Genomic DNA, 26,317 nt, shown 5'->3' with positions numbered 1-26,317 from the left:
ATTAAATCAATAATGATAAAAACCGACAGCAATGTCGGTTTTTTTTATTCAAATTCTACATAGATTTTTTCTCCCGTGCTCATCCCGAAAAGAGAAGAGGCGCCATTCGAAACGTTGCCTTTGTAAATTGTAATTTCCAAAAGATCCGCATCGTTGAAGATAACCGATGATTTCCCGTGAGATTCCTGCTCACGATCCCAGTCTGTAACCAGATCCGTATATTGATCTGATACTTTTGAAGACACAATATTCCGGAATTTAACCGTAAATTTTCCCGAGATCAAAGCATATTTTTCAAAAAACTTCCTGCTGATATTAGAGACCACATTCCCGAAATTATCAATATACATCACTTCGCCAACGATCATTTTTTCGGCTTCGTTGTAAATGGCTCTTGGGAAAGAAACATCCTTGATGGATTTAATTTTTCTTCCTATCACTTCCGGCAGTCCGCCCTTATAAAGATGCATCGCGGCAGGAACGAAGATTTCCGTTGCCGGGAAAATCACTTTGTCATCGAAACGGTTATTAAGAGTAATCTCATAAATTGCTTCCGGTTTTATATCGAAAAACATCAGATTTGTGATCCCGTTATCGGCCGAAATGAAATAATGTCCATCTACCTTGGCAATGATATTTTTCCTCGATTTGTGATAAAAACTATCCACAGCAATAATGTGAATACTGCCTTCCGGGAAAAATTTATAAGCATTGCGAACAATGTACGCCGTTTGTAATAGGTTGTAAGCCGTAATATTATGCGTGATGTCAACCACTTTCACTTCTTCGCTCCAGCTTAGGATTTTACCTTTCATACTTGCGACGCGGTGGTCCACAAGTCCGTAATCTGAAGTGAGCGTAATGACTGACATATTTATGTATTTATTGCAAATTTAATATAATTCAATTTTTAAAGACTAATATCGTATCAAATCTATTCATATATTTGTTAGACTAACCACTAATATTATTTATGTTCGAAATAAATTATGAACTTGAAGGCATAAACACCAAAACGTTTTATGGTGTTCAGAATCAAAATTTCAATCTGATAAAATCCAGTTTTCCAACACTTAAGATCACAGGCAGAGACAATTTTGTTTTTGCAATGGGGAACCGCGAAACTTTGGATTTGCTGAAGAAAAAACTGGATGATGTTTCGGATTATATTTCCAAGCACAATTCCCTTGAGGTAAAACAACTGGAATCTCTTCTCAAACTGAAGGACGATTCTGAAAAGCAATTGGTTTTCGATCAGGATATCATTGTAAAAGGCGTCAACGGAAAAGTCATCAAAGCGAAAACGACCAATCTTAAAAAACTAGTCAAAGTTTCTGAGAAGAAAGATATGGTCTTTGCGATTGGTCCGGCGGGAACAGGGAAAACTTACACCAGTGTTGCATTAGCTGTAAGAGCACTCCGTGATAAAGAAGTGAAAAGAATTATTTTGACAAGACCGGCGGTTGAAGCGGGAGAAAGTCTCGGTTTCCTTCCCGGCGATCTGAAGGAAAAATTAGATCCATATATGCAGCCTCTTTATGATGCTTTGAGAGATATGATTCCACACGAAAAGCTGGAAGGTTATATGGAAAAAAGAATTATCGAAGTCGCACCTTTGGCATTTATGAGAGGTAGAACCCTGGACGAAGCTTTTGTAATTTTGGATGAAGCCCAAAACACGACTCATTCCCAAATGAAAATGTTCCTGACCAGAATGGGAATGAATGCCAAATTCATCATCACAGGCGACCCAAGTCAAATCGATTTACCGAAAAATCAGCAATCAGGACTCAAGGAATCGATGACTATTTTGAAGGATGTAGAGGAAATTGGTTTCGTTCATTTGACAGAAGAAGATGTTGTGAGACACCCTGTAGTAAAGAAAATTATTATGGCATACAACAGCATAGAGAGAAAATAAAATTTATTTTGGTATAGAACTTGTAAAGGTGAACCTGAATAAATTTTTAAACTATGAAAAAGATATTTGTAGCTGCAGCTATTGCAGTTTTTGGGTTTACCCAAGCACAGGAAGGTTTTAAATTAGGTGCTCACATTGGTGCGCCAACCACTGGAAACTCTGACTTTACATTAGGTCTTGATGCTGCCTACAGGTGGAATCTTGCTAAGAATTTTGATTTAGGTATCGCCACTGGATATTCTCATTACGTAGCAAAAAGTTACAGATATGGGAACGCATCTTACAAAGGTGATGATTTCGGATTTATTCCGGTTGCCGTTTCAGGTAAGTATTCATTTAATGGAGCTCCTATAGCAGTTGGTTTAGACTTAGGTTACGGAATCTCAACCAATGACAATGTGAACGGAGGTTTGTATGCTCTTCCAAAGTTTATGTACAATATGCCTGTTGGTGAACTTTATGTAGGTTACCAAAGTATCTCTGGAAAATATGACAGAAGATACTATGATGATCATCCGGGTATTGGAAAAGAAACTGTAGGAGCCGTAATTGTAGGTTTCAACTTTAATTTGAAATAATTTCTTTAAGAATAAAAAATAAACTCCGGTGGAAACGCTGGAGTTTTTTTGTTTTGATATTTTTAATGATAAAAACTGTTAATTATTCATAAGTCGGATTGATTATGTAGATCTCAGCTTGGATTTACATATTAAAAATTCGTATTTTCGCAAGCAAAGTAAATCTTAAACAATGAGCAAATCTATTGAAGAGTTGAAAAGCCTTTCAACGCAGATCAGAAGAGACATTCTTAGAATGGTTCACGCTGTAAACAGCGGTCATCCGGGAGGTTCTCTTGGCTGTACAGAATATTTCGTAGCACTTTATGGAGAAATTTTGAACTACAAATTACCTTTCACGATGGAAGGTAAAGGCGAGGATTTGTTTTTCCTTTCCAATGGTCATATTTCGCCGGTATTTTATAGTACTCTGGCAAGATTTGGATTCTTTCCGGTTGCAGAATTGGCAACTTTCAGAAAACTGAACTCTAGATTGCAAGGCCACCCGACAACTCACGAAGGTTTGCCAGGGATCAGAGTAGCATCGGGATCATTAGGTCAAGGCCTTTCTGTAGCTCTAGGCGCAGCTCAAGGCAAAAAGTTGGATGGAGATGATTCTTTGGTTTACACACTACAAGGTGATGGCGAATTGCAGGAAGGTCAGAATTGGGAAGCTTTTATGTATGCCGCGGCAAAGAAAGTCGACAATATCATTTCGACAATAGATTACAACGGAAGACAGATTGATGGCGATACAGACAATGTCTTGCCGTTAGGAGATCTTCACGCAAAACTGGAAGCATTCGGATGGATAGTTTTAGAAGAAAAAAACGGTAACGATCTGGAAGCTGTAACTGCTATTTTGAACAAAGCAAAATCAGAAACAGGAAACGGAAAGCCAGTCGCTATCTTACTTCATACAGAGATGGGAAGCGGTGTAGATTATATGGTGGGAAGCCACGCTTGGCACGGAAAAGCACCAAATGATGAGCAGTTGGATACAGCTTTCAAACAATTGTATCTTGAAGCACCAGCTGATTATTAATCCGTTATAACTACAATCAAAATGAAATATACATACACAGAAAAAAAAGATACACGTTCAGGCTTCGGAGCTGGTTTGGCAGAATTGGCTGACACCAACCCAAATGTTGTTGCACTTTGCGCAGATTTGATCGGCTCTCTGAAGATGGAGAAATTTATAGAAAAAGCACCGGAAAGATTCTTCCAGACTGGTATTGCTGAGGCCAATATGATGGGCTTGGCAGCAGGTCTTACGATCAACGGGAAGATTCCTTTCGCTGGGACTTTCGCCAACTTTGCAACATCCAGAGTTTACGATCAGATCCGTCAGTCAATTGCTTATTCAAACAAAAATGTAAAAATTGCAGCTTCCCACGCCGGAGTTACTTTGGGCGAAGATGGCGCCACACACCAGGTTTTGGAAGACATCGGAATGATGAAAATGCTTCCTGGGATGACGGTGATCAATCCTTGCGATTACAATCAGACCAAAGCCGCAACTCTAGCCGTAGCAGAGCACGAAGGCCCAGTTTATCTGAGATTTGGTCGTCCTGTCGTTCCCGTTTTTATTCCGGAAGATATGCCTTTCGAGATCGGAAAAGGAATTCTTTTGCAAGAAGGTACTGATGTAACGATTGTTGCAACCGGACATTTGGTTTGGGAATCTTTGTTGGCAGCAGACGAGTTGGAAAAAGAAGGTATCTCTTGTGAGATCATCAATATCCACACAATCAAACCGTTGGACGAAGAAATCATCCTTAAGTCTGTAGAGAAAACCGGAAAATTAGTTTCTGCAGAGGAGCATAATTTCCTTGGCGGACTTGGAGAATCAATCGCCGGAATGTTGTCCAGAAGAAGACCAACACCTCAGGAATTTGTAGCCGTTCACGATACTTTCGGGGAATCTGGAACGCCTGCAGAATTGATGAAAAAGTACGAAATCGATGCAGAAGCTGTCGTAAAAGCAGTGAAAAAAATCATCGAAAGAACTAAATAATTCAAAGCAATTATATCATACAAAATCCACCATTTTCGGTGGATTTTTTTGTTATTATGAAATTTTCAGGAGCTTAATCCCGCTTTCCGCTGCAATCTTTTTTGCTTCATGATTTGTTGCAAATATTCATCATACTACATGCAAAAAAGGATTTTCGCTGCAATCGGGGCTATGGGTTTTGTCATCCAAATCAAGTTTTCATATCAGTTGAACATATCAGAATAAATTTTTATTTCGGTGTTCGTTTTCAAACTTTAAGATTGCAGAGATGTTTACTAAATAAAGCAATATTAAAAACCAATATGCCGGTGCTTCGCACCTTTCTCTTTGCGTTGTCAATGTTTCTACCAAGATTTCAGGTCTTCGACCTTTTTAGGAAAATTATCTTTTAAGTTGAGAATTATCTTTTGCGTTGTACAGATCAATTATGCTTGGAGATTGTGTCAATTAGAAATGAGATATAAATTCTTATTATGCTTTCTAAAGCAACGAAGTTGTAAAATGTTGGTAGAAACCGTCAATATATAATAAAAAGGTGCGAAGCACTGACATCTTGGTTCCAGCGTAGGAAAAAACAATCAATTATTTCACTAATTAACTTTTATCATCCATCCTTTCATTGGAAATTTTTACTTTTGAAGATGCTTCAAATCCCGGAACATAAAATCCCCATCACAGTACTCAAAACCAATTTTGATGTCAAGATTTTCATCAAAAGGGAAGACCTCATTCACCCAACAATTTCCGGAAACAAATTTTGGAAACTGTTCCTTAACGTCAACCAATATCTGGAATCAAAACCTGAGAATCCTTTGTTAATAACTTTTGGTGGCGCATTTTCAAACCACATTGCTTCGGTTTCTGCATTCGGAAAAGAGTTTGGAATCAAGACGATTGGAATCATCCGCGGAAACGAATTGGAAAACAATTGGCACGAAAATCCAACACTTTCCGAAGCTTCAAAAAACGGAATGGATTTTCATTTTGTATCAAGAGAAGATTATCAGAATAAAGAAAAGATCACGGAAGAATTTTCAAATCAATATCCAAATTCGCTGATTATTCCAGAAGGTGGAAGTAATGAATCGGCAGTGGAAGGTGTGCAATATATGCTGGGAAACGACACCAAAGATTTTGATTATCTTTGCACCGCAGTTGGAACCGGCGGAACAATTGCCGGAATTTCCAAATTTGCGGAACCTGGTCAAAAGGTTTTAGGCATCAAGGTTGTAAGAGATGATTCGCTGGAAAAGACAATTCTGGAATGGAGCGGAAAGGAAAACTTCGAATTGGTAAATGCTGATGAAAACCGTTATGGCAAAATATCAGAAGAGAATGTCCGTTTTATAAATTGGTTCTTTGAGAAATATCAGATTCCGCTGGATCCGATTTACACAGGAAAGCTGATAAAGACTATTTTTGAATTGGCAGAAAAAGGATTTTTCCCGAAAGGTTCAAAGATTCTAGCTTTTCATACCGGCGGATTGCAAGGCATCAAAGGCGCGAATTTGTTTTTGAAAAGCAAACGAAGAATTCAGATAAACGAATTTCCATAATATTGTCATTCCGTAGGAATCTAAATTATGAGATTGAATTTGTTGAATGGCTGTGTCTAGAGTGAATCCGTCATACCACTTCGTTGGGTTTTCTATGGAATGACAAAAATTCTTTTGGTAGGGAAATGTTGAAAAGAATTTAGAAACCCATAGCCCCGATAGTAACGGTTACCCCACAGCAGGCGATGGATTTAGCCTTGGCGCGAGGAGTAATAGTGGATAGCGGGAAACAGCTCCAAATAAAAAATATTAAGTAACTGTTCGACGTAGTCAAATAGCTCTTGAAAAATTAAAATATTTTGTAAAAAATAAATATGAGAAAGTTATTAGTGATTGGTTTTGTGAGTGTTTTAGGCTTGGTGAAATCTCAAACCTGGAAGACGGAAGACCAATACATCCAGAAATTCGCGCCGTACGCGGTGGAAGAAATGGAGAAATATAAGATTCCGGCGAGCATCACCTTGGCTCAGGGACTTTTGGAAACCGGCGGCGGACAAAGCCGTTTGGCACAACTGGGGAAAAACCACTTCGGAATCAAATGCAAAGAAGACTGGACGGGCAAGACGATGAGCCACACAGACGACGCACCCAATGAGTGTTTCCGTGTGTATGAAGATCCGAAACAATCGTACGAAGACCACTCGGTTTTCCTGGCGACCAGAAAATATTACACAAAACTTTTTGACCTTAATCCGAAAGATTACAAAGCCTGGGCGCACGGATTGAAGAAAGCCGGTTACGCCACAAATCCGAGATATGCGTATATTTTGATTGATAAAATTGAGCGCTATAAACTTTACGAGTTTGATAACACGAGCAAAGATGAGGTGTATTATGCGATCTTGAAATTGTATCCTTCTCTTAATAATGACGCGGTTTTTATGGCTCAGCTGAGTCAGGAAAGACAGAATGACAAAGTGACGCCGCCGACTATAAAAGTGGATTATTCTCATGGTTCTTACGCTAATCAGCAATCGAAAGTTTCTGATATTGTAGATTCCAAAACCAGAACTGCACTTCTGAAAAATATTCTCGTGAAAAATCATCCGAATGATGGTGTGAAATTCTTTGTAATGCCAGTTGATGCTGATATTTCTGAAATATCAAAGAAATTCGGGATCAGCGAAAAACGTCTGATGAAGTACAACGAATTGGAAAGTTCTAAACTGGCGAAAAACGACATTATCTTCCTGGAAGGTAAAAATTCATCTGGCAACAAAGCGACTTACAAAGCCGGAACTGGCGAAACGATGCACGATATTGCTCAGAAATTTGCCATCAAGGAGAAAAAACTGTACAGCAAAAACAGGATGAACCAAGGCGAACAGCCAAAATCCGGACAATTGATTTATCTTCAGAATAAGAAACCGAGGTCTTAGAATTTAGAAACCAGATGTTAGAAATTAGATTTAAAACTAACAACTATCAACCAACAACTATCAACAACAATGTTATACCAAAGAAGTTCAGCGCTTTTTGAAGAAGCGTACAAATATATTCCGGGCGGTGTGAATTCGCCGGTTCGTGCATTCAAATCTGTGGGTGGCGTTCCACTTTTTATGAAGTCTGCGAAAGGTGCTTACCTGACCGATGAAGACGACAGAAACTATATCGATTACATCAATTCTTGGGGACCAGCGATTTTGGGGCACACGCATCCCGAAGTTTTGGAAGCTTTGAAATTGCAGGCTGAGAAAGGATTTTCTTTCGGAGCGCCAACAGAATTGGAAACTGAGATTGCAAAGTACATTGTAGAAAATGTCCCGAATATCGACCAGATCAGAATGGTTTCTTCCGGAACTGAAGCTTGTATGAGCGCAATTCGTTTGGCAAGAGGATTTACTGGAAGAGAGAAAATCATCAAGTTCGAAGGTTGTTACCACGGACATTCGGATTCGTTTTTGATTCAGGCGGGAAGTGGAATGGCAACGTTTGGAAGCCCCAATTCGCCAGGTGTAACGCAAGGAACTGCGAAAGATACTTTGCTGGCTGAGTACAATAATTTTGAACAAGTTGAAGACCTTTTCAAAGCGAATCCAGAACAGATTGCCTGCATCATCGTAGAACCGATTGCCGGGAATATGGGTTGCATCTTGCCGGAGAATAATTTCCTTGAAAACCTAAGAAAAATCTGTGACGCGAATGGTGCACTTTTGATTTTTGATGAGGTGATGACGGGATTCCGATTGGCATTTGGTGGCGCACAGGAAGCTTTAAATGTGAAAGCCGATTTGGTGACTTACGGAAAAGTGATTGGTGGCGGATTGCCAGTAGGTGCGTTTGCTGGACGAAACGAAATTATGAATTACCTGTCGCCAAGAGGAAACGTTTACCAAGCCGGAACTTTGAGCGGAAATCCTTTGGCAATGCGAGCTGGACTCAAAACGTTGCAATTGATAAAACAAGACCCAGAATTTTATAACAAATTAGCAAAAACCACAGAGACCTTGGATTTCGAGATTGGAAAAATCCTGAATGAGAAAGGCATCAAACACAGAATCAACCGAAAGGGAAGTATGATGTCGATTTTCTTTGATGTGACTTCTGCGAGTAATTTTAATGAGGTGAATAATTCCAATATTGGCTTGTTCAACAATCTTTTTCATCAGGTTTTGGAACAGGGAATCTACCTTCCGCCAAGTGGCTATGAAACTTGGTTTATTTCGTCTGCAATTGGCGATGCGGAGATTGATAAGACGCTGGAAGCTTTTAGGAATTTTCAGTATTAGATAAAGAAAACCTTTCCGATTTTGGAAAGGTTTTTTTGTTTAGCGCAAATATCAGAATTGCGGAAATAAAAAATAATCTCCGCTCTTTTTATTTTTTCTCTCTAATCTTCGCATATTTCTCTGCATCTTCAAAACGCATTACACTGCGAATTAAGCCAGCAAATGAATAGTATACGCCAATATCTTCTCTAGGATTCACTGTATTGTTCTTAAGCGCTTCCTTTTCAGCAATCATAACTTCATCTTTCCTTCTCACAATCAGATCTTCTAATTCTTCTGAAGTATCAATTCCAAATTCTAGAATCTCTTTCAATAGTTCACTGTAAGGTTCTTCATCCTTCCGATTTTTGATGGGTAAATTCTTATCTAAAACTATTTTTAGCGTATCAACATTTAGCTTTTCGGATTTATTATAGTCAGTTTTGATTTCCTCATTATATTTCTCACGTTCATTTAATAAACGTTCGTATTCTAAATCCACCATTTCTAATAAAGCAGAAACCCTTCCAATAGATCTAAGTATTTCTCTAGGTGCACTAGTTTTATCCTTATACTGAAGAATATTTGATGTTTCAGCCCAATGATGTTGTGATAAAGTTCTAATTTGAATTTCTCCTGTATATTTTCCAAGGTTTTTGTACAAAGGAACTTTTAACCATTCATCTTTTATTTTAATTGTTAAATGTTTTGATGAATAACCAAATTGATCAGCAGAAAGCTTTTCATCAGTATTGTACTCCTTTAATATTTCGAAATTGTCATTAATAAGTCTTACTATTGATTCAACATCCCTCTTAAAAAGCATCAAAATTCTAAAACCAATTAGATCTTGAAGCTCAAGTATACTTTTCTTCATTGTAAATCTTCCACTTTCGTGTTTTTCCGAGAGTGAAGCGAATGCTTTGATTCTTGATTGTATTGGAGTAGCTAATTTAATGTCATTTTCATTGATTAAAACTGAAATCTGATCTATTACAGCTTTCTCGAATTTTTCAAATTCCTTAATATGATCTTCGTATTCAATTTTCGCTACATCTATATCTACTTTTTTTGCCATTGTTATTTGTTTTTTTTCGAATGTATGAAAGATTATTTATTTAATATATACTTTTTTAATTTTTAAAGTAAATTATATATTTAGATTTATATAAGGTCGCATCTAGGTGTAACGTAACTTTTCTGTTCATATATAAGATAAGCGTGGCTTGCTACAGCAAAAAGAAAAAATTTTCAATATGCTGAGTTTTTTTCTAATCTAATTCTTATTCATATCCTTAATCAATCCCAAAGCAAAATAACCGATAAGCAAAGCTGCTAAAACAATGCAAATCCACATAAACAATGGCGTTTGCCATAAAGTTTTTGCTTGTTCATTTGGTTTTGACTTATCCAGTTTTTCTAAATTCGAAAGCGTTGCGTCGGGATAATTCTGATTAAAATCAATTCCGGAACTGGCCAAATCATATTGCGGTTCCGACCACGCGGAATCGATTTTTAAAGTGTAATTTCCATTCGTTTTCAAATCGGTTAAAATACTGACCGGCGACTGGAAAAGCTGGATTTTTTTGATTTCCAAAACCGGATTGTCTTGATTGTCAATTTCTACAATGAATTCTTTTGCGAGAAAACTTTGAAATTCGAATCTGTTTTTACTTTTGGAATTCAGTTGAAAAGAACTGATATTTTCTTCAAAATGCTCCGTGTTTCTTTTGTGGATTTTTGTTTTATTAATCAAAATCCTGGCGTCACGCAGATAATAACTCGGCGAAGAAATATCGAAACCGATTCCGTCAATCACTTGTGGATTTGGAAACGAAATTATGACTCTTGTTTGCTTAAGTTTTTTATTGGTTTCAAATTTTTGAGTGAAGTTTTGTAATTCAATTTTAGATTGATCAGCGGAATAATTTTCTTCCAAACCAGCTTCCAGAACATTGATTGGCAAAGAATTTTTATCAATGAAATCGAATTTCAGAAACTTGTAATTATTCAATGGAAAAGAAAAATTTCGCTCTACAGACGTTTTTCCGGCCTCGCTTAGGTCAGTTATGATTTTATTGCTTACCAATCCAAACCATTCCTTCTGATCGTTGCTTCCGCTGATACTGTATTTTTTATCGACGTCTGTGTTGGCGATTTTAAACGTCAGATTATCAAGATTCAGTGCGTTTTCGTTGGAAATAATAATGGATGTCGCAACATTCGGAACTGCAGTTTTTGAAATGATGGAAAAGTTTTTGAAGCTGGAATTACTCGATTTTCCATTATAAATAATATAAGGAACTTCATTATTTTTAGAATCGAAAATCCTTACGAAATCCAGATTACTCTGAGATGCAGAACGAACTTCCGGCGTCAGCAATATTTGATGCAAACTATTTTCAGAGACTTTGTTTATTTTTCCCTGATAATTTTGAGCCGATGAAATTCCGATGATTAGACAGGAAAAAAGACTAATTAATTTCTTCATCGTTTGGATTTTTAGGTTCGTTCTTTTCATTTGTTTTTTCAATTTCGTCAGGAATTTCCGGTTTGGTTTCATCAATTACCAGTTTTTTAATTTTTTGATAAACGAATGAAATAATTAAAATCAAAACACCCAACAGAATGAATGCAATGATTTTTCCGGTTTCCGAAACATTTTTGATGTCGTAGAAAAAAAGTTTGATAATCGTAATGCCTAATAGAGAAAGTGCAATAATTCGTAGTTGTTTGTTCTGCTTTTTGATGCCGATAATCAGGAAAACGAAAGACAAAACGCCCCAAAGAATCGGATAACCAATTTTGATGATTTGAACTTTCGCAGCTTCGAATTTATCATCGATAAACAATTCCTTGTCATAATTAAATTCGCCAGCTTTCATTACAGGGAATTTTGCCAATTCTGAGCTGGAAACGATTTCATTTCCGAACATCAGTCCGTGAATCATCACTTCATTACTCAAAACATAAACGATGAAAAATGCGAAAACCCATAAAGCAATTTTGTGATTGAGAAGCGCTGAGAATGAATTTTCATTTCTGAATTTAATCAAAACATAACCGAAATATGCCAGACAAATCAATAAAATATAATGAATGAAATACGCCGATTTGGAAGAAAGATTCAAAGTGTAATTTTCTCTCAATTCGTTGAACGGCAATTGGAAGAAAAATGCGATGTACAATAGAAGATTGGCCGAAGCTAAAATAATGACAAAGCTGTTCCACAGTCTGCTTTTCAACTTTAATATAAAATAAATCAAGCCAACGCTGAAAATAAAATGATACAAAACACAAAACGAAATTCCAGAACTGTAGTTGGAAATGTAATCTTCTGTCTGATAACTGATTTCCAGCATTCCCGTGAAATAGCCAACCAAAATCAGAACACCCAAAATGATATTTCGATAATCTGCCGGATAGAATGTGAAGCCGAAAATTTCAGTCGTATCATTTTCTTTTTTTAATAAAATATAACTCAAAATCAATGAAAATACGGAAACGATTCCTGTGATGAACATTCGGTTTATGAAAGGTTTTAGTTCCATCAAATTTCCGGAATAATATTTTTCCCAATCCATTATCAAGCTGATCAGCATCAAAAGCTGGACGATGATTGCACCAAGTTTGAACGTGCTGATCTTTGATTTCTGAGACAGCCAGAAAAGCAAAACTGCTTCTCCAGCCCAGAATAAAGTGATGTAATTGCCTTTGAACTGGATTGGAATGGCTAATGTAACGAAAGTCAAAGTCAATCCCAATAAGAGATAAATTGCATTTCTGTCCAATCCGAATTTTCTGTATAAAAACAGGGCGTAAACCAGATTGTACAAAGCCAGCGCAACCGTAAACAGACCTTTTAACTCCGGTTTCCAGTTTTCGATAATGGTAATTCCCATTCCGAAATAGAAAAAGGTGTTGGCAACTATGATAAAATATTCCAGTTTTGTAAAAGTTCCTTTGTTCCTGAGATTATTGATGACCGTCGCAACGCTGAAAATAAGGTAGAAAATCGTAGCAAAAAACAAAGCACCACGATACGGTAACTTGTCGTCGTAGAAACCTTTTCCAAACCAGGCTGAATAAAGCAGACAACTGAAAATAAAAGCCAGTAAAGTAACCAAATTCCATTTCTTAAAATAAGCAATCATCAGCATTCCGATATTGAGAATCGCAATGTAGGTGAAGAGAACTTTGTAATTTCCTTCTCCCGTGCTCACCATAAACGGAACGGCAAAACCGCCAATCAGAGACAGAATTGCGAGTTCTTTTCGGTCATAAGAAACGGAAACAAATACACTGAAAATGGTAATGACAACCATTATAATAAACGCCACCGTCTGACTGAACAAATGATAATCGTGGAATGCAATTCCAATCGTGAGATAAAAAATACTAATCGCTCCAGCCACAAAAACCGAACTGAAAGCAGCATAGTTTTTCTTCAGTCTGTGCGCAACACCCATTACAAGTGCACCTGCCAAAACACCGATTCCTACACGCGCAGGCTCATTGATCCAATCTTTATCAATGGCATATTTTACAAAGAAACTGATTCCGAGAACCAAGATCAGAATCCCGATTTTATTAATCAGATTTTCTCCAATGAATTTCTCAATATCCGGATTGTTTTCCTTGAAGTTTTCAATCCAAGATTTTTTTGGCGTAGAAATTTCTCTGAAATCACCATCCAAAGCCCTGATTCTATCTTGAACAGAGAATGCGACTTTTTGCTCTGTTTGAGGCGTTTCAATTTCTGAAGATGGAGATTTTTTTTCTACAACAGGAATTGGTTTTTCAATAATTTCCGGTTGTTTTTCTTCTGTGATCTCTTCTACGACTGGAGGTGATTTTGGAACTGGAACAATGATTTCCGGTTTGATTTCTTCTTTAATAATCGGAATTTCAGTTTCGATCTTGCTAACAGGTTTGGTGTTAATTTCTGCCTTCAATGCATTCAATTTTTCCTGAATCTGCTGAATTGAATCCTGAGTTGCTTTATGATTGGAAGTCGATTTGCTGTGAATGACGATCACAAAAACCAAAATGAGCAAAAGTAAAAATATTTCCATGGCGTGTTTTCTGTAAACAAATATAAGTAAATGAAAGATACAACTAAGTTTGTTGATCCTGACAAGTGTTGCACAGAAAACAAAAAACTTTCCAGAAGAGGAAAGTTAATTTATGATTTACAGCTTTTGCGCTGCTGCGATTGCGGATTAAGTCTGAATATTTAAATATATTTATGAAATAATTTAAAATAATCCTCTAAATATTTTTTATTAATGAAAATAATTGATATTTTAGCAGTTCTATAATGAAATATGTTTTTCGTTAATGGCCGTTCTTTTTCGGAGGACGGCTTTTTTGTTTTATTGATTTTCTATCATCTTCTCAAAAATTCCTGGAATCCAAATGAGTAATAATTGATAAGTACAAATTAATCCGATAAATAATTTTTTGAATACGAAATCTTGAACAGATACAACGTCTTCTTTTAATTGTTTTCGATTCTCCAATTTTTTACTTGTTTCAAATACATTCACGAAGTTTCTCATAAATTGCAATATCACAATTGAAAGAGAAAATATCAGCAAGACGAAAAATAGCTTGTTTGATAATCCGTTGAAAAAATAATTAAAAACAAAAAAGAGTAAACCACAGAAAACAATTGAATAGATATAACTTGGTTTTACAACTCCATTATTATACTTCAAATAAAAAACATAGCTCACAAAAATAAAAAACAGAGAATGTAAGATTTGTGCAAGTATCATTACTTCGCTGGTTTCGCTCTCAAATACTGATGCGGATAGAAATTTTCCTCATCATTTTTCCAAGCTGCCTGAACTGCAAAATATGGATTTCTCAGAATTTCTCTTGCCAGGAAAATCAAATCTGCTTGTCCGCTTTCCAGGATTTCTTCGGCTTGTTCTGCTGTGGTGATGAGTCCAACTGCAGCTGTATCTATTTCTGCAATTTTCTTCACATCTTCTGCCAATGGAACTTGGTAACCTGGACTTAATGGAATCGTTACGCCATTGATATTTCCACCGCTGGAAACGTCTATCAAATCTACATTTTTGGTTTTCAAAACTTTGGCGAGTTCTGCGCTGTCGTTCACGTTCCAGCCGTTTTCTGCGTATTCTGTTCCTGAGATTCTCACGAAAAGTGCGATGTCGTTTGTGATTTCAGCATTCACTGTGTCCACAATTTCCATCAGGAATCTTGCTCTGTTTTCTGGATTTCCACCGTATTCGTCGGTTCTTGTGTTGGAAAGTGGAGATAAAAATTGATGAATCAAATAGCCGTGCGCACCGTGGATTTCTATCACATCAAAACCTGCGTCAACCGCTCTTTTTGCTGCTTTTCGGAAATCTTCTACCAATTCTTTGATTTCTTCAACAGTCAATTCGTGTGGTGTTCTTTCTGAATGATGGAACGGAATCGGACTTGGTGCGATGGTTTCCCAACCTGCTTCCAAATCCAATTGGCGGTTGGTTTCTGTGGAGATAGAACCTTTCCTGCCTGCGTGAGCCAACTGGATTCCGATTTTGCTTTCCGAGTTTTCGTGAACGAAATCCACGATTTTTTTCAAAGCCAAAGCTTGTTCGTCGTTCCAAATGCCGAGACATTTGTTGGTGATTCTTCCGCGCGGTTCTACGGCTGTTGCTTCTAAAATGATAAGTCCTGCGCCGCCTTGTGCACGACTTCCGTAATGCACGAAATGGAAATCATTTGCAACGCCTTCTTGCGCAGAATACATACACATTGGCGACATTACGATTCGGTTTTTCAGTTCTATGTTTCTGAATTTTATAGGTGTGAAAAGTTTCATTATTATTGATTAATTTATAATAAGGTTAATGATTGGATTTGCAGCTGTTTTAGAGATTTCCTAAACAGAGGAAATGTTCAAATTTGATGACCAATCTTGTTTTGATGCCGAATCTGCAGCCCGACCTGAGTGGAGCTCATTTTTTGCGTATGGCTTCACTTTCTTTTGAGATGAAAATCTCCGGCAAAAAATAGCGGGAACGGAGGGCGGAAATAGCTGCCATAAAAATAATGACAAATTGCTATCCGACGTAGTCAAAAGCTGCCCAAATATTTCTAAACGCCAAATTGCTGCAAATGATGGTCCAGGTGTTTGGCCATCATATTGTTCCACTCGGTAGAAGTGAGTTTTCCGAAGTTGAAACTTTCTTTCCCTTCGAACGCCTCTGCTCCCAACTGCTGGGTTTTTTGGATGAATCCGATGATGCGTTTTCTCTCGTCCTCGAAGCTTTTGTTGTCTGTTATCACGAACATTGCGGACGTTGGCGAGTTGTGTTTGTACGGTGTTTCGCTCACGACCGTTGATTTGACGAAGCGTTTCAGAATCCATTTGGTGATGAGGCCTGGTTTCTTGTGTTTTTCGGATTCGTAGATGAGTTCGTAGGTGATGTTGCAGTGTGCCAGCATTTTGTCTACGGACATTACGCCCCATTTTGGGAAAGAATCTTCCGTAAGCGCATTGATTCTCTTGATGAAATGGCTCGTATCGTTTTGGTCGAAAATATTCTTCATTATTTAGTTAGTGATTTTGTTGATTTGATTCAGCTTTTCAATTAATAATTTGTTGCGTCGCTTGTGTTTGATAAAATTAAGAAGAAACCAAATAAATACGGCGGCAGAAATGGCGATGATAACGGAACTTATGATTCTCATTCTGCCTTTTTGCTCCTCGATTTTTTTGTTGTTTTCCTGATTCAGCACATCGATACTTTTGTTGAGAGAGGCGAGTTCGCTTTGTTCCCTTGCAAATTTGGTCTCGATGTACAGTTTGTTGTAGACTTCATAATTGTTCCAATCTTGAAGTGCGAGATAATTGTCCGAAAAACCTTTGTAAATTCCTTCACTCAGGACAAGGTCGCCGACTTTTTTGGACAGATTGACAGATTTTTTCAAAAGCTCAATGGCTTCCTGATGTTTTCCAAGAACGGTAAAATTCTCCGACAAACCTTTGTAGGCGAAAGCTTCCAAACTCTCTGCGTGAACGGCTTTGGCGACTTCTGCGGATTGTCTGAAGTACTTTTCTGCCTCATTATATTTCTTTAGATAGAAATAGCTGTAGCCGACATTGTACAGAATGACGCTGCTATTGGCGATGGAATTCTCGTAATTGCCGACTTTTTTGATGTAATCCAAAGCGGTGAAGAATTTCTCCAAAGCCAACTCGTTGTTATCCTGGTTTTTATAAACCAAACCTCGAACTGCGGAATTTAAACCTAAATAAAGTGTCTTGAATTTCCCGTCCGGCAAGGTTTGGCAAAGCTTGTAATATTCGTCCAGAGATTCCATCGTTTTGCTGTAAAGTCCCATATTTTGATACTGCAACGCAATGGAGTTTAGGATTTTTATTTTTTGTTCAGGATTGGAAATTGATTTGCTGAGTTCTTTCATTTTCAAAACACAATCCAAAGATTTGTCGAAGTCGCGTTTGGACATATAAACCCGAGAAAGCAGCTGATACAGCTTTATTTTGTTATCAATATTGTCTTCCTTTTTAAGCATTTTCTGAACTAAAACCAACGCGTTATCCGGATTTTCATAGACATAGGAAAACGCTTTTTTGTACAATTCTTCATTGTACTGGGATTTGAAAATTCCGGTAAATGAGAAAAGGATGAATATGAAAAGGAAGCGTTTCATTTTTTGTTCTGTGTCAGTTGCTGAATGTAAGTGTTTGGCGAAATGCCGGTTACGGATTTGAAAACGGTTGTAAATGCGCTGTGGGACGAGAATCCTGCTTTCTCTGCCAGATAACTCACTTTGTAATTAAGGTAAGCCGAATCGGTTTTCAAGAGATAAGCGATGTAGTTGATTCTGAGTTCGTTGATGTAGTTGTTGTAATTTTTTTCTTTGTATTTATTAATGACTTCCGACAGATATTTGGTGTTTGTTTCCAGTTGTCCAGCGAGCACGGCGAGTGACATTTCCTTGCTCAGGAAGTTTTCAGATTTCTCGAATTCCTCAAGTCTTGCCAAGATATCTGCTTCTTTTTCTTTGGAGATAACGACTGGTTTTTTGGAGATTTCAGTTTCGGTTTTTTCTGTTTTAATGATTTCTTTCTCTTCGATTTTCTTGCTGAATTCCTGTTGTTTCAGGTCGAAATCGATTTGTTTCTGGATGGATTTTGTCTTTCTCTTTTCAGAAATGCTGAAGAAAATAATGGCTGCGATTCCAATCAAACAAATGATGGAAATGATTAGAATATTCGTTGTGAAGTTTTTGTGAGAATCTTCAATGCGTTGATTTTCGTATTGGTCGTTCAGCTTGACGAGATTCCGGATGGCTTCTTTTTTATTTTTATCGAGTTTATCGGTTTGTTCTTTATAGATGGAATAATATTTTTGATAAAGTGCTTCATTTTTTAAGGCCAAATAATTCTTAGACAAATCATCGTAGATTCTGTTTTTGAGCGCATCGTAGGATTTATTCTGAATCAATTCCAAACCTTGATTCAGATTTTCTGTAGATTTTTCATAATCTTTTTTAAGGAAATGAATCCTTCCCAAATTATCTAGATTGAAAGCTCTCAAGAAAACATATTGCGGTGTTTTATTAAGTTTTGTCTGAATTTCATTCGCCGTTTTCTCAGCTTTATCAATTTGATTTTGAGAAATATAGAGAAAAGTTTCATAAATCTGATTTTCTATCGAAATGATAAAATCCTCATCCGAATTTTTCAACAACCCATTACTTTTCTTCAGGTTTTCCTCCGCTTCTTTCCATTTTTTCTGAACCATCAGATTCGATGCATTCAATTGATAGATGTAAGCCAACAGATTTTCAGGGTAACGCTGTGATTTTATCTTCGAAGCATTATCTACCAGATTTTGCGAAATTCTGATGGATTGTTTGTAAAGTCTCAATGATTGATATTGCTGAGCCAAGGCATAATCGGCGTAGAAAGAAGCATTGTCGTTTCTGTTTTTCTTCAGATTTTTACTAATGGATTGTTCGATGGATTTTGCGTAATCTCCTTTGAAATTGTACGCTCTGGAAGTTAAAATTTGAACACGTTTTTTGATGAGTTCAGATTCTTTATTCTCATCGATGTTTTGAAGGATTTGAAATGCGTTATCGGGATTTTCGTAGAGACTTTTGTAAGCCTTATCGAGAAGTTGCAGAGTTTCTGGGTTGCTTTGCGCCGAGGTCAAAATGACGCCGGAAAAGAATAAAAACCACAAAAAAAATCCTCTGAACATACTACAAAAATAGTTTTTTTATTTGTGAAATACACGATTTTTAATACTTCATTAATGAAAATTGCTGTTATTTTAGTTATTTTTAAATACTTGTCAGTCAATCGTTTAAAATTTTAATACTTTCTAAATTCGTGAATTATAGAAGTAGAACTTTAGGAATTGATATTATTTTGATATAAAATTGTAGAAATAAGTTTGAGAAAAATTTCACATCTAAATATTTAAAAAGAATTATGAAAAAAGTCTATCTACTTTTATTGGGCATCACAATGTCCTCAGTAAGTGCACAGCAAATGGAGTTCAGATTGATCGACGAAATGGGTGCTCGTTTTTATGATGTCAATGACAGCGGAAACGCCATCCATTCCGGTGCTTATTACAATTACACAACCAATACGACTACCTCTACAGAAGGTGGGCAGGCTACCAACCGTATCAACAATGCTGGTGATGTTGCCGGAGCTACTTCGGTTGCAATCTCGGAAGAAGAAAGTATTGCTTACGCAGCTTACAGAAAAGGCGGAACCTGGAGCACGATTGGCTATTTCGAAGGGGAAACGCCAAGCAGCAGTTCATTTGCCAATGCCAATGATATTTCACAAAACGGCAAGTATGTAACAGGACAAATTGGTGCAACCGGATTTACAAGCTGGCCTTTTCTTTATGACACAGAAACGAATACATTGACCAAACTTTCCGGTGAAGGGAACTACGTGAATGGTAGAGGCGAAGCTGTCAACAGCAGCGGAATAGTAGCAGGTTTTGCAGACAGAGAAGACCTTGTGACCACCGGAACTTTCTGGATGCCGGCTTATTTCGAAGCTAATGGCACCATCCACTACATCGATATGGCAAATCTTGAATCAGGCGAAGCAGCAGATATCAATAATGCAGGACAAATCGTAGGTTACAAAGGTGGGAAACCTTTCATCTATGATATCACAACCGGTATTTACAAATCTTTCAATCCGCCTTCAGGTTTTGAAAAAGCAGTTTTTACCTCTGTTTCAGAAAACGGAATTGCATTGGGATATGCTGGTGATGCTGGTAATAGAGAAGTTATTATTTACCACCCATCATTAGGTTCAGGACCAATTTTCCTGAAAGATGTTCTGGCTAGAAATGGCGTGAACATTACAACGTTTGATACGAAATTAGGAACCGGAATGAATATCTCTCCTAATGGAAATTTCGTTTGTGGATTTGACAACACAATTCCGCCTTTCTTTGCCGGCGGATGGATTGTGAATCTTAATAATCTTTTGCTTGGAACAAATGATTGCAGAATCACTTGCCCGGAAAATATCGAAACAACGATTGCAAATGTAACTCAAACTTCTGCAGCCGTTAATTATACATTGCCAATCGTTTGCGGATCTTCATCTTCAACTGGTTTGACTACAGTTTTGGTTTCAGGTTTCGAATCAGGAGCTCAATTTCCAATCGGGAAAACAGATGTTGTTCATAATCTTATAGATGCAGACGGAAAAGTAGTTTACGTATGTTCTTTCCAGGTTACAGTGAATGATTTGTATTGCTCAAGTGCGCCGCAATGGGGAACAGATGCTATTAGCAAAGTTCAGTTTGCCGGCATTGATAATTCTTCAGATCCGTATGCAGTGACACCAAACGAATATTATCTGGACAAAGTAGGTGAAGTTTACAGAGGCAGCGAATATCCATTCGTTTTGGAAGCGAATACAAATAGCGGATATGATTACGCAACAGTTTTCGTAGACTGGAATCAAAATGGAAGTTTCACAGATGCAGGTGAAGTTTACGAAGTTGGAGCAATGACTTCTGACGGCGCAGACGGCGCACAGATTACAGGAGATATTTCTGTTCCATCTACTGCCCTTATTGGCAAAACGAGAATGAGAGTTGTTCTGAACTGGGATGTTTCTATGACAAATCCTTGTGACAATACAGATGCATTCTTCGGACAGTCAGAAGATTATATGTTGGACGTCAAAGAATCACTTGCAGCTTCTGATATTAACAAAGCGAATGTTTCTATCTATCCAAATCCGGTTAAGAATGTTCTGAACTTCAACGGCGCAAAAGATATTTCTAAAGTTGAGGTTTACAATGTTGCAGGACAGAAAGTAAAATCTGTAGAGAAATTATCTGACAACAAAATTGAATTATCTAATTTGACCAAAGGTACTTACATCATCAGAGCCAACATTGACGGCTTGATCAAGTCCTTCAAATTCATCAAAGAATAGTTATAGTTTTTAATAGTTTAATCGAAAAGAGCGGGTAGATTTTCTATCCGCTCTTTTTATTTCTTGACTCAGAATTGCAGGTTAACTCCAGATGCTTTAACTTTGCACAAACCTAATCTAATGAGTAAAAAAGAAACGAAATACATCTTTGTGACAGGAGGTGTGACATCGTCACTGGGTAAAGGAATAGTCTCCGCTTCTTTGGGACTTTTATTAAAATCGAGAGGTTTTAAAGTAACTATCCAAAAACTTGACCCTTATATCAATATCGATCCGGGAACCCTGAATCCTTACGAACACGGCGAATGTTATGTGACCGAAGACGGTGCAGAAACTGATCTAGACCTTGGTCATTACGAAAGATTTCTGGACAGTCCGACTTCCCAAAACAACAATGTTACAACAGGAAAAATCTACCAAACCGTTATCGAAAAAGAGCGTAAAGGTGACTTCCTGGGAAAAACCGTTCAGGTGATTCCGCACATTACCAACGAGATCAAACGCAGGATCAAGATGCTTTCCAAAAAGGATTATGACATCATTATTACAGAGATCGGCGGGACAGTTGGTGATATCGAATCGCTTCCTTACATAGAGAGTGTTCGTCAGCTGCAGTGGGAATTAGGCAAAAATAATTCGATGGTTATTCATTTGACATTGCTGCCTTATTTAGCTTCAAGTGGTGAATTGAAAACCAAACCTTCCCAGCATTCCGTACGTCAATTGATGGAAAGCGGGATTCAGGCTGACGTTTTAGTTTGCAGAACAGAGCACACCATTCCAAAAGAACAAAAGGCAAAATTGGCTCAGTTCTGTAATGTTGGCTTAGGAAACGTGATCGAATGTATCGATATGGATACGATCTACGAAGTACCATTATATTTACAGAAACAAAATTTCGACGAGGTTGTTTTACAAGAATTAAATCTTCCGGTAGGAAAAGAACCAAATCTTAAAGACTGGAAAACTTTCCTTAAGAAATATAAAAATCCAAAGAAAACCGTAGAAATAGCATTGGTTGGGAAATATGTTTCGCTTCAGGATTCTTACAAATCTATTGCAGAAGCTTTTATCCATGCAGGTTCTGATATGGAAACCGAAGTGAAAATCAAATGGGTTTACAGCGGCGATATCGAGGTTGATGGTGCCGAAAAATTATTGAAAGATGTTGATGGTATTTTGATCGCGCCAGGTTTCGGAGATCGTGGAATCGAAGGTAAAATCCAGGCGGCCAGATATGCAAGAGAGAACAAAGTTCCATTGTTGGGAATCTGTCTCGGAATGCAGATTATGACCATCGAGTTTGCCAGAAACGTCCTGGAACTTAGCAAAGCCAACAGTATGGAATTCGACACTTCTACACCGGATCCTGTAATTGCATTGATGGAAGAGCAGAAAAATGTAGTGGACAAAGGTGGCACAATGCGTCTCGGCGCGTGGAAATGCTCTTTGAAAGCTGGTTCAAAATTAGCAGAAATTTATGGTGCTAAAACCATCTCAGAACGTCACCGTCACAGATATGAGTTCAACAGTGACTACAAAAAAGACTTCGAGGAAAAAGGTTTGGTTCCGACAGGCTTCAATCCGGAAACAGAACTGGTAGAGACTTTGGAAATGAAAGACCATCCTTTCTACGTTGGTGTTCAATATCATCCGGAATACAAAAGTACGGTAGCAACGCCGCATCCATTATTCAAAGCATTTATTACTGCTGCGATCAAAGGAAAATAAGATTTAGCTTAAATATAAAACCAGCTGCGAATTAGTTTTCGCAGCTGGTTTTTTTATTAATAATGTTGATTAATTATTTCCTTGCAAATGTTGTGTAACCACCGTCAACCAACAATTCCGTTCCGCTGATGTAGCTGGCATCATCAGACGCTAAAAACAAGACTGTTTTTGCAATTTCGCTAGGATCGCCTAATCTGTTCAAAGCTATTATTGAAGGGAAATGATCCCTGATTTCACTGGTTGTTACTTTCTCCAATCCTTCTGTTTTCACGGCGCCAGGACTTACGATGTTCACTCTGATTTTTCTGTCAGCCAGTTCGTTTGCTGCGATCTGAGCGATTTTGTTCAATGCGCCCTTTGTGGAGGAATAAATGCTTGATCCCAAATTCGCGGCCGTCGCAACTGTAGATGATGTGAAGATAACTGAAGCGCCGTCTTTCAGATAAGGCAATAATTTTTGTAAAGTGAAATAAGGTCCTTTAACATTGGTATTGAACTGCGCATCAAAGTCAGCTTCTGTCGAGTCTTGGATAGAGCTGAAGACGGCGATTCCCGCATTGAGGTAAAGAACATCTATTTTGTTTCCGCTTTCTGCAATGGCTTTTTCCAAAGCTGAAATACCTTCCAGATTTGAAGTGTCAGAAACCACTGTTTTCAAATTGGAACTGTTGATTCTTGAAGCTGCATTTTGAAGATTTTCTTCATTTCTTCCGGTGATCCATACATTGGCTCCAGCATCGATGAATGCCTGTGCGGTTGCAAATCCGATTCCGGTAGTTCCACCGGTGATGATAACGTTTTTATTCGTGAAATTCATTTTGATATATTTTAATATTGTGATGCAAATTTACATCAACAAAATATCTTTTCGTAACTTTGTAACTAAAAGTAACAGTAACATTTGAGTAACAAAGTAACTTATGACCTGCACAGATTTTAAAAACGAACACAAAAAAGAGATTATGGCAGTCCACGACGCTATGGACGTCCTCAGCGGAAAATGGAAAATCTCCATCATTTCCTCCATCTGCTTCTACAACAAAAGAAGATTTTCTGACATTCTGAATGATGTAGAAGGTATCTCAAACAGAATGCTGAGCAAAGAATTGAAAGATCTGGAAATGAACAAACTTTTGGAAAGGACAGTTTTGGATACAAAACCGATTTCCGTCCAGTATCAGCTCACCGATTATGGACTGAAATTAAAAAGCATCATCAACAGTCTTTCCGAATGGGGAGCGGAACACAGAAAAGTCATTATTGGCAAATAATTGAAGGATTTATTTTATGAAAAAGTAATTTCTTTCCTTAATCGTCTTTATAACAGAATCTGAAAAATAAATCCTATTTTTGCAGACCAAAATGATGTAGATTTTTGAACTGTCAGTCTGAGGCTCTCGAAGACTTTCAAATAAAGAATCTTAAACTTTAAACTAAATTCTATAATGCAGCAAAACAACGGATTAGATAAAAGCCAGCTGATAAGTTTCGGTATTTTTTCTATGATTCTTATCGGTTTTATGTTTTATTTCCAAAACCGAAACGCAAAAGCCCAACAGGAACAATTGGCTATCGATGCCAAAAAAACTGAGCAAACCACCAAAGCAAAACCAATTGCTACCAACCTGAATGCAGCGACAGTTACGCCGGCTTCCGTTCAGAAAGTCAATCTTCAGAATGACGAGTTAGCTCTTGAATTCTCCAGTGTTGGCGGACAGTTGAGTTCTGTGAAACTGAATAAATATGAAGCTTTCGGAGGAAAACCTCTTTATCTTTTCAGCAACAACAATGCGAGCTATGGTTTCCAGTTCAAAGATAAAACAGGAAAAGTCTTCAATACAAAAGATCTTGTTTTTGCACCGACTGTTGCCGGGAATTCTGTAACCTTAAGTTCAAAAATCGGAACTGCTGTCATTCAGTTTGTTTATACACTTAAGGCTAAATATACCGTTGATTTTCAGGTGAAAACACAAGGTCTGGCAACATTGGTAAACGATGGCAAAGCTGAATTTATCTGGGATTACACCGTAAAAGGTGCAGAAAAAGGAAGATCGCAGGAAGAGACTCACACCGAGTTTTCTTACGCTTTCAACAATTATAAAGACTACGATTACGACGCTCGTACAGATATGGATGAGCCGGATGAAACCCTAAACTGGATCGGGGTGAAACAGCAGTTTTTCTCCGCCGTGATCGAAGCTAAAAACGGATTCACGAAATCAAAAGGAAATCAGGAAGTCATTGAAGAAGGCGAATTCCTGAAGAAATTCAATTACAACGGTCAGGTGACTTTGGCAGGAAATGAGCTGAATCAGGATTTCACTTGGTATTTTATGCCTTTGGATATCGATCTTCTTAAATCTTACGACAAAAACTTCGACGAGATTCTGCCGTTAGGCTGGTCATTCATCGGATCATTGAACAGGTATGCGTTCATCCCGATGTACAATTTGATCTCATCTTGGGGCATTGCAGCTGGTTGGGTTATTTTCCTGATGACGATTATCATCAAATTAATTTTGTCTCCGGTAATGTTCAAACAGCACAAGTTAAGTGCAATGATGAAGGTCATCCGTCCGGAAATTGACGAAGTAAATGCAAAATACAAGGATGCAGATCCAATGAAAAAACAGCAGGAAACGATGGCTGTCTACAGGAAAGCCGGCGTGAATCAAATGGCGGGTTGTTTGCCGGCATTGGTTCAGATTCCTTTGTTCTACGCACTCTTCCGATTCTTCCCGAATATGATCGACCTTCGAGGCAAAAGCTTCTGGTTTGCACCGGATTTGACAGCTTATGATGATGTGATCAAATTTGGTTTCAAAGTGCCGTTATTAGGCGAACATTTGAGTATTTTCGCTTTAGCTTGTACAGTGGTGATCTTGATCTACACCATGATGACTTCCGGAAACATCCAACAGCCACAACAGGAAGGAATGCCGAATATGAAAGTGTTGATGTACATCTTCCCGATCACATTCCTGTTCTTCTTAAACAGTTCAGCATCCGGTCTATCTTGGTATTACTTCGTTTCGAATGCGATCAACATTGTGATAATCCTGGTCATCAAATATTTCATACTCGATGAGAAAAAGATCCACGCACAGATCCAGGCAAACAAACAGAAGGAACCGAAAAAAGAAGGTAAGTTCCAGAAGCGAATGAGAGAGATGATGGAGCAGGCGCAACAGCAGCAGGCACAACAACAGAACAAAAAGAAATAAATAGAGAGGCGGTAATTTTTTACCGCTTTTTTTATGAAATAAACTGAGATATTGAAAGTTGCATTTTACAATCGTGAAATTTTTTAGGAGCTTAATCCCGCTGTCCACTATATCTT

The 26,317-nt window shown here is 37.7% G+C and carries 20 protein-coding genes; 11 read left to right on the top strand and 9 right to left on the bottom strand.

Translation table 11 applies throughout. From position 1 onward, the window contains the following. Positions 1-44: 44 nt before the first annotated feature. On the bottom strand, positions 45-872 hold the full coding sequence (locus LUD75_RS10315; protein ID WP_232705587.1) for an SAM-dependent chlorinase/fluorinase: 828 nt from the start codon (positions 870-872) through the stop codon (positions 45-47). 101 nt (positions 873-973) lie between these two features. On the opposite strand from LUD75_RS10315, the gene LUD75_RS10310 reads away from it, so the two are divergent. From LUD75_RS10310 to hemL, 7 genes are all read left to right on the top strand, one after another. After that, positions 974-1,921 (top strand): PhoH family protein, encoded by a 948-nt coding sequence (locus LUD75_RS10310; protein ID WP_034975753.1) that lies wholly within the window; start codon positions 974-976, stop codon positions 1,919-1,921. A gap of 53 nt (positions 1,922-1,974) precedes the next feature. After that, on the top strand, positions 1,975-2,499 hold the full coding sequence (locus LUD75_RS10305; RefSeq protein WP_232705586.1) for a hypothetical protein: 525 nt from the start codon (positions 1,975-1,977) through the stop codon (positions 2,497-2,499). A gap of 172 nt (positions 2,500-2,671) precedes the next feature. After that, a complete protein-coding gene (locus LUD75_RS10300; RefSeq protein ID WP_232705585.1) occupies positions 2,672-3,523 on the top strand; it encodes a transketolase in 852 nt (283 codons plus the stop codon). Between the two features lie 21 nt (positions 3,524-3,544). Continuing rightward, on the top strand, positions 3,545-4,498 hold the full coding sequence (locus LUD75_RS10295) for a transketolase family protein (protein ID WP_232705584.1): 954 nt from the start codon (positions 3,545-3,547) through the stop codon (positions 4,496-4,498). Between the two features lie 641 nt (positions 4,499-5,139). After that, positions 5,140-6,054 (top strand): pyridoxal-phosphate dependent enzyme, encoded by a 915-nt coding sequence (locus LUD75_RS10290; RefSeq protein WP_232705583.1) that lies wholly within the window; start codon positions 5,140-5,142, stop codon positions 6,052-6,054. 314 nt (positions 6,055-6,368) lie between these two features. Then, positions 6,369-7,433, top strand: a complete 1,065-nt coding sequence (locus LUD75_RS10285; RefSeq protein ID WP_232705582.1) for a glucosaminidase domain-containing protein — start codon at positions 6,369-6,371, stop codon at positions 7,431-7,433. 69 nt (positions 7,434-7,502) lie between these two features. Beyond that, positions 7,503-8,783 (top strand): glutamate-1-semialdehyde 2,1-aminomutase, encoded by a 1,281-nt coding sequence (gene hemL, locus LUD75_RS10280; RefSeq protein ID WP_232705581.1) that lies wholly within the window; start codon positions 7,503-7,505, stop codon positions 8,781-8,783. Positions 8,784-8,871: 88 nt separating this feature from the next. Here hemL and LUD75_RS10275 read toward each other — a convergent pair whose 3' ends face one another. The 7 genes from LUD75_RS10275 to LUD75_RS10245 all read right to left on the bottom strand — a co-directional run bounded on the left by LUD75_RS10275 (position 8,872) and on the right by LUD75_RS10245 (position 19,018). Then, positions 8,872-9,840 carry a RelA/SpoT domain-containing protein gene (locus LUD75_RS10275; protein WP_232705580.1) on the bottom strand — a complete coding sequence of 323 codons (969 nt, stop codon included), beginning with the start codon at positions 9,838-9,840 and terminating at the stop codon, positions 8,872-8,874. A gap of 198 nt (positions 9,841-10,038) precedes the next feature. Then, positions 10,039-11,253, bottom strand: a complete 1,215-nt coding sequence (locus tag LUD75_RS10270) for a hypothetical protein (protein WP_232705579.1) — start codon at positions 11,251-11,253, stop codon at positions 10,039-10,041. Further along, positions 11,237-13,837: a DUF2339 domain-containing protein gene (locus LUD75_RS10265; RefSeq protein ID WP_232705578.1), complete on the bottom strand. Its 2,601-nt coding sequence runs from the start codon at positions 13,835-13,837 to the stop codon at positions 11,237-11,239. Before LUD75_RS10265 ends, LUD75_RS10270 begins: the two co-directional genes overlap by 17 nt. A 704-nt stretch (positions 13,838-14,541) precedes the next feature. Beyond that, positions 14,542-15,603, bottom strand: a complete 1,062-nt coding sequence (namA, locus tag LUD75_RS10260) for an NADPH dehydrogenase NamA (RefSeq protein ID WP_232705577.1) — start codon at positions 15,601-15,603, stop codon at positions 14,542-14,544. Positions 15,604-15,878: 275 nt separating this feature from the next. Further along, positions 15,879-16,334 carry a DUF1569 domain-containing protein gene (locus tag LUD75_RS10255; protein WP_232705576.1) on the bottom strand — a complete coding sequence of 152 codons (456 nt, stop codon included), beginning with the start codon at positions 16,332-16,334 and terminating at the stop codon, positions 15,879-15,881. Between the two features lie 3 nt (positions 16,335-16,337). After that, the gene (locus LUD75_RS10250) at positions 16,338-17,459 is read right to left on the bottom strand and encodes a tetratricopeptide repeat protein (protein WP_232705575.1); all 1,122 of its coding nucleotides are present in this window, start codon (positions 17,457-17,459) and stop codon (positions 16,338-16,340) included. Further along, on the bottom strand, positions 17,456-19,018 hold the full coding sequence (locus LUD75_RS10245) for an AraC family transcriptional regulator (protein ID WP_232705574.1): 1,563 nt from the start codon (positions 19,016-19,018) through the stop codon (positions 17,456-17,458). Before LUD75_RS10245 ends, LUD75_RS10250 begins: the two co-directional genes overlap by 4 nt. 233 nt (positions 19,019-19,251) lie before the next feature. Between LUD75_RS10245 and LUD75_RS10240 the strand changes: the two genes are divergently transcribed. Together LUD75_RS10240 and LUD75_RS10235 are read left to right on the top strand one after the other, a co-directional pair. Next, positions 19,252-21,246, top strand: coding sequence for a GEVED domain-containing protein (locus LUD75_RS10240; protein ID WP_232705573.1), 1,995 nt, complete (start codon positions 19,252-19,254; stop codon positions 21,244-21,246). 120 nt (positions 21,247-21,366) lie between these two features. After that, the gene (locus tag LUD75_RS10235; RefSeq protein ID WP_232705572.1) at positions 21,367-22,977 is read left to right on the top strand and encodes a CTP synthase; all 1,611 of its coding nucleotides are present in this window, start codon (positions 21,367-21,369) and stop codon (positions 22,975-22,977) included. 73 nt (positions 22,978-23,050) lie between these two features. Here LUD75_RS10235 and LUD75_RS10230 read toward each other — a convergent pair whose 3' ends face one another. Beyond that, positions 23,051-23,794: an SDR family oxidoreductase gene (locus tag LUD75_RS10230; protein WP_232705571.1), complete on the bottom strand. Its 744-nt coding sequence runs from the start codon at positions 23,792-23,794 to the stop codon at positions 23,051-23,053. Positions 23,795-23,939: 145 nt separating this feature from the next. On the opposite strand from LUD75_RS10230, the gene LUD75_RS10225 reads away from it, so the two are divergent. Further along, positions 23,940-24,248 (top strand): helix-turn-helix domain-containing protein, encoded by a 309-nt coding sequence (locus tag LUD75_RS10225; protein WP_232705570.1) that lies wholly within the window; start codon positions 23,940-23,942, stop codon positions 24,246-24,248. A gap of 174 nt (positions 24,249-24,422) precedes the next feature. Next, positions 24,423-26,201, top strand: a complete 1,779-nt coding sequence (gene yidC, locus LUD75_RS10220) for a membrane protein insertase YidC (RefSeq protein WP_232705569.1) — start codon at positions 24,423-24,425, stop codon at positions 26,199-26,201. Positions 26,202-26,317 lie beyond the last annotated feature (116 nt).

Origin of the sequence: Epilithonimonas sp. JDS (genome assembly GCF_021261315.1) — a bacterium.
GTDB lineage: Bacteria > Bacteroidota > Bacteroidia > Flavobacteriales > Weeksellaceae > Epilithonimonas.
The sequence above is the reverse complement of the archived record's forward strand: the minus strand, read 5'-3'. Positions and strand labels throughout refer to the sequence as shown.

Excerpts from the sequence above, each read along its gene's own strand:
- LUD75_RS10235 (WP_232705572.1), top strand. The coding sequence starts at position 21,367 with ATGAGTAAAAAAGAAACGAAATACATCTTTGTGACAGGAGGTGTGACA.
- yidC (WP_232705569.1), top strand. The coding sequence starts at position 24,423 with ATGCAGCAAAACAACGGATTAGATAAAAGCCAGCTGATAAGTTTCGGT.
- LUD75_RS10305 (WP_232705586.1), top strand. The coding sequence starts at position 1,975 with ATGAAAAAGATATTTGTAGCTGCAGCTATTGCAGTTTTTGGGTTTACC.
- LUD75_RS10290 (WP_232705583.1), top strand. The coding sequence starts at position 5,140 with ATGCTTCAAATCCCGGAACATAAAATCCCCATCACAGTACTCAAAACC.
- LUD75_RS10255 (WP_232705576.1), bottom strand. The coding sequence starts at position 16,334 with ATGAAGAATATTTTCGACCAAAACGATACGAGCCATTTCATCAAGAGA.
- LUD75_RS10275 (WP_232705580.1), bottom strand. The coding sequence starts at position 9,840 with ATGGCAAAAAAAGTAGATATAGATGTAGCGAAAATTGAATACGAAGAT.
- LUD75_RS10230 (WP_232705571.1), bottom strand. The coding sequence starts at position 23,794 with ATGAATTTCACGAATAAAAACGTTATCATCACCGGTGGAACTACCGGA.
- LUD75_RS10265 (WP_232705578.1), bottom strand. The coding sequence starts at position 13,837 with ATGGAAATATTTTTACTTTTGCTCATTTTGGTTTTTGTGATCGTCATT.
- LUD75_RS10300 (WP_232705585.1), top strand. The coding sequence starts at position 2,672 with ATGAGCAAATCTATTGAAGAGTTGAAAAGCCTTTCAACGCAGATCAGA.
- hemL (WP_232705581.1), top strand. The coding sequence starts at position 7,503 with ATGTTATACCAAAGAAGTTCAGCGCTTTTTGAAGAAGCGTACAAATAT.
- LUD75_RS10250 (WP_232705575.1), bottom strand. The coding sequence starts at position 17,459 with ATGAAACGCTTCCTTTTCATATTCATCCTTTTCTCATTTACCGGAATT.
- LUD75_RS10315 (WP_232705587.1), bottom strand. The coding sequence starts at position 872 with ATGTCAGTCATTACGCTCACTTCAGATTACGGACTTGTGGACCACCGC.
- LUD75_RS10285 (WP_232705582.1), top strand. The coding sequence starts at position 6,369 with ATGAGAAAGTTATTAGTGATTGGTTTTGTGAGTGTTTTAGGCTTGGTG.
- LUD75_RS10245 (WP_232705574.1), bottom strand. The coding sequence starts at position 19,018 with ATGTTCAGAGGATTTTTTTTGTGGTTTTTATTCTTTTCCGGCGTCATT.
- LUD75_RS10295 (WP_232705584.1), top strand. The coding sequence starts at position 3,545 with ATGAAATATACATACACAGAAAAAAAAGATACACGTTCAGGCTTCGGA.
- LUD75_RS10225 (WP_232705570.1), top strand. The coding sequence starts at position 23,940 with ATGGCAGTCCACGACGCTATGGACGTCCTCAGCGGAAAATGGAAAATC.
- namA (WP_232705577.1), bottom strand. The coding sequence starts at position 15,603 with ATGAAACTTTTCACACCTATAAAATTCAGAAACATAGAACTGAAAAAC.
- LUD75_RS10240 (WP_232705573.1), top strand. The coding sequence starts at position 19,252 with ATGAAAAAAGTCTATCTACTTTTATTGGGCATCACAATGTCCTCAGTA.
- LUD75_RS10270 (WP_232705579.1), bottom strand. The coding sequence starts at position 11,253 with ATGAAGAAATTAATTAGTCTTTTTTCCTGTCTAATCATCGGAATTTCA.
- LUD75_RS10310 (WP_034975753.1), top strand. The coding sequence starts at position 974 with ATGTTCGAAATAAATTATGAACTTGAAGGCATAAACACCAAAACGTTT.